General features: G+C 43.4%; 4 protein-coding genes and 1 tRNA gene. 3 read left to right on the plus strand and 2 right to left on the minus strand.

Going from position 1 to position 3,872, the window contains the following annotated elements:
• Positions 1 to 126: 126 nt before the first annotated feature.
• Positions 127 to 203: transfer RNA gene (locus tag B7C60_RS10445), tRNA-Pro, on the minus strand.
• Positions 204 to 775: 572 nt separating this feature from the next.
• On the opposite strand from B7C60_RS10445, the gene smrA reads away from it, so the two are divergent.
• Both smrA and rluF read left to right on the plus strand, forming a co-directional pair.
• On the plus strand, positions 776 to 1,357 hold the full coding sequence (smrA, locus tag B7C60_RS10450; RefSeq protein WP_099611594.1) for a DNA endonuclease SmrA: 582 nt from the start codon (positions 776 to 778) through the stop codon (positions 1,355 to 1,357).
• 88 nt (positions 1,358 to 1,445) lie between these two features.
• Positions 1,446 to 2,420, plus strand: coding sequence for a 23S rRNA pseudouridine(2604) synthase RluF (rluF, locus tag B7C60_RS10455; RefSeq protein ID WP_099611595.1), 975 nt, complete (start codon positions 1,446 to 1,448; stop codon positions 2,418 to 2,420).
• Between the two features lie 71 nt (positions 2,421 to 2,491).
• On the opposite strand, the gene upp is transcribed toward rluF, so the two are convergent.
• Positions 2,492 to 3,118, minus strand: a complete 627-nt coding sequence (gene upp, locus B7C60_RS10460) for a uracil phosphoribosyltransferase (RefSeq protein ID WP_099611665.1) — start codon at positions 3,116 to 3,118, stop codon at positions 2,492 to 2,494.
• 165 nt (positions 3,119 to 3,283) lie between these two features.
• Here upp and purM point away from each other — a divergent pair.
• Positions 3,284 to 3,872, plus strand: a 589-nt coding sequence (gene purM, locus B7C60_RS18875) for a phosphoribosylformylglycinamidine cyclo-ligase (RefSeq protein WP_245869163.1), incomplete at its 3' end; no start/stop codon positions are given.

Genomic DNA, 3,872 nt, shown 5'->3' on the forward strand with positions numbered 1-3,872 from the left:
TGACTGAGGCCCAGAATAGTGGTCGGTGAAGAGCCTAATTTGAAATATCAGGCGAACCCCCGACCCTCTGTCAATCACTCTCTACAAACTTAAAAGCCTCAGTCTTTCAACTGAGGCCTAAAATAGTGGTCGGTGAAGAGGGATTCGAACCCCCGACCCTCTGGTCCCAAACCAGATGCGCTACCAAACTGCGCTATTCACCGACAAGTTTTTTTTAGAAAATCCGACAAGAGGGTCGCCCTCTGGTCCGCTATTCCTAAAACCGGAGATGCGCTACCAAACTGCGCTATTCACCGTTTACCAGGCGTATGGTACCCATTCTGTTTCGTTAAGCAAGTCCTTTTCTTCTTTTCTCTATCTTCCGTATGTAAGACAAACAAACACCAGCAAAATGTGATTAAATACACAGCAAAAGAAACACAATCACAACCTGTGGCATACAATTGATCCAGATCAGGGTTGAAAATTTAGTCATATTTTAACGTATTTTCGTCTTCAAAAACGTTGCCGATAATCTAGACATCTGACTTAAACGCTTATTGAGTCGTACAGTAAAGCGATTAGAGCCGTTGGTCTAGTGCTGTTTCTCACAGCTTTTACCTCGGCAATGTCATGAACGACAAATCTCCTCACTAGATCGCTTAGCACCTATAAACTGATGCTATGCACCGGAGTAGATCGCCTGTCTACTCCGTTTTTTTATTTTTTTCTTTGGTCATCTTCCTGTTTGAATCGGTATAATCATCTCATTGAATGACCCTTTTCAGGCACTATTATGTCTCATGATGATGATTTAGCCTTGTTTCAGCAAATGATGGGAGATGTAAAACCCCTCACCCATGACGTCGCTGAACTGAAAAAAGGCCATACGGTTACTGATGCGCAATTAGCAAAGCGTCAATCCGCGATCGCCCTTTCCGAACACAATCCCGATTATCTTTCGATCGATTCTGCTCCGATGCTAAAACCCGATGATGTAGTGGAATACAAAAAAGATGGGGTACAAGATGGTGTGTACAAAAAATTACGATTAGGTAAATACCCCATTCAGGCGAGGCTAGACTTACACCGTAAAACACTAAAACAAGCGCGGGACGAGGTCTGCCATTTTCTAGCCCAATGTATGAGGCTGGATATGCGAACGATCTTAATTATACATGGACGAGGAGAGCGCTCAACTCCGCCCGCAATGATCAAAAGCTTTGTCGCTCATTGGTTAACTCAAATTGATGAAGTGCAATGTGCTCATAGCGCACAACGTTTCCATGGCGGGACTGGGGCTGTCTATATCTTACTTCGAAAAAGTCGCCATCAAAAAAATGATAACCGAGAGCGCCACCAAAAACGACTTGGTTAACCGGTAATAACTGATAAAATACGACCCCTCACGTAGATAATATTATTATTTTGATTGACCACTCCGTTGCGAAACGTTAGGAGCCACCATGACACCCCATGAAAAACGCTTAAATAAATACATCAGTGAAACAGGATTTTGTTCACGCCGAGAAGCCGACAAATTAATAGAACAAGGCCGAGTCACCATTAATGGGGAAATTCCCCAGATGGGAACAAAAGTCACAGAGCAAGATACTGTCTGTATTGATGGCAATCCGGTCGGCTATAAAGAAAAACCCATCTACATTGCGTTAAATAAACCAACAGGGATTACTTGTACCACGGAACGAGATGTGCCCGGAAATATTGTTGATTTCATTGGCCACAGCAAACGTATCTTTCCTATTGGCCGTTTAGATAAACCCTCAGATGGGTTAATCTTTTTAACCAATGATGGGGATATTGTGAATAAAATTCTCCGCGCAGGGAATAATCACGAAAAAGAGTATGTAGTGCGAGTCAACAAGCCGATCACCGAGCAGTTTATTCACCAGATGGCCAGCGGTGTGAATATTCTCGATACTGTGACGCTTCCTTGCAAAGTCACCCAAGAAACAAAATATGCCTTTCGCATTGTTCTCACTCAAGGCTTAAACCGGCAAATTCGTCGTATGTGTGAAGCGTTAGGGTATGAAGTATTTAAATTGCGCCGGGTGAGAATCATGAATATTACTTTAGAGGGTATTCCTAACGGACAATGGCGTTATTTAACAGAAGCTGAAGTCAATGAAATTTTAGCCATGTGTGAAGGATCAATCAGTACCGAAGAAGCATCTCGAACAGGCAGTAAAGGGCAAACTATCCCAAAAGCAACCAATGCCAAATTATTTGATAGCCGAACCACCAAGCCGGTTACACATCGAACCTTTAAAGGGCGAGATGCGCATGAACATCGTCATGGGCCTAATACGAAAAAAGGGCGTGAAAAATGTAAACCGCATCGTGATTCATCAACAACAAACAATAAAGGCACATCGAAAAATATCACCAGAAAAAGTGGCACACTGCGTCTAAATAAATAAGCTCGCTGAATGTTGAGAAGAGGAACCAATAGTGCCTCTTCTTTACAAGAATACTTTACAAGAATACGAAATTATTTCGTCCCGAAGATCTTATCCCCAGCATCCCCTAAACCAGGAACGATATAACCTTTGTCATTGAGTTTTTCATCAATAGCCGCCGTGTACAACTCAACATCAGGGTGTGCTTTGGCCAACGCTTCAATACCTTCAGGCGCAGAGACTAAAACCAAGACCTTAATTTGGTTGCATCCTTTCTCTTTAAGTAGATCAATCGTGGCAATCATAGAACCGCCGGTGGCAAGCATTGGGTCAACCACCATCGCAATGCGCTCTTCAATATTGGAAGCCAGTTTGTTGAAGTAAGGTACTGGCTCTAATGTTTCTTCGTCTCGATAAACTCCCACCACACTAATACGAGCACTTGGAATATGTTCCAATACACCATCCATCATTCCCAATCCAGCCCGTAAAATAGGCACTACGGTGACCTTCTTGCCTTTAATTTGATCCACTTCAACAGGACCGTTCCAGCCGTCAATAGTTACTTTTTCTGTTTCAAAGTCAGCAGTCGCTTCATAAGTAAGTAGGCTCCCAACTTCGGTGGCTAACTCACGAAAACGTTTCGTGCTGATATCACCTTCTCGCATCAGACCAATTTTATGTTTTACTAGAGGGTGTTTTACTTCAACAACTTTCATTTCCATCTCCGGCATAATTTAAATAAACTTTCAGATTATACACTCATTTATTGCGGTTTTCCGACCTAAAATCTTGATAAAAATCTGACGCAAACGTTTTCCTTTTTGGTTTAAGCCTGTAGAATAGCCTCGTTTTCATATCCAACTAGATCGAGGACTTTCCCCGTGAGCGGTAACAACACTTCTCTTAGCTACAAAGATGCTGGCGTAGACATCGATGCAGGCAATGCGCTTGTTGAACGAATAAAAGGAGCAGTCAAACGCACTCGTCGCCCTGAGGTCATGGGCGGTATTGGTGGTTTTGGTGCCCTATGTGAACTGCCAACTAAGTATAAACAGCCCGTTCTCGTTTCAGGAACCGACGGAGTTGGAACCAAATTACGACTGGCTTTGGATATGAAAAAGCATGACACGATTGGGATTGATTTAGTCGCCATGTGTGTCAATGACTTAATTGTACAAGGTGCAGAGCCACTCTTTTTCCTGGATTATTATGCCACGGGAAAATTAGACGTAGAGACAGCAGCAGATGTCGTTTCTGGTATTGCTGATGGTTGTGTTCAAGCGGGCTGCGCTCTGATTGGGGGCGAAACCGCAGAAATGCCTGGAATGTATGAAGGCGAAGACTACGATGTCGCTGGCTTTTGTGTCGGAGTAGTAGAAAAAGAAAACATCATCGACGGTAGCAAAGTGGCTGCAGGAGATGCATTGATCGCCGTCGGTTCAAGTGGTCCGCACTCAAATGGTTACTCTC

It is taken from the genome of Vibrio fujianensis, assembly GCF_002749895.1.
GTDB classification, from domain to species: domain Bacteria; phylum Pseudomonadota; class Gammaproteobacteria; order Enterobacterales; family Vibrionaceae; genus Vibrio; species Vibrio fujianensis.

Bases quoted from the DNA above. Each gene is read 5' to 3' on its own strand.
- smrA (WP_099611594.1), top strand. From the start codon at position 776: ATGTCTCATGATGATGATTTAGCCTTGTTTCAGCAAATGATGGGAGAT.
- rluF (WP_099611595.1), top strand. From the start codon at position 1,446: ATGACACCCCATGAAAAACGCTTAAATAAATACATCAGTGAAACAGGA.
- upp (WP_099611665.1), bottom strand. From the start codon at position 3,118: ATGAAAGTTGTTGAAGTAAAACACCCTCTAGTAAAACATAAAATTGGT.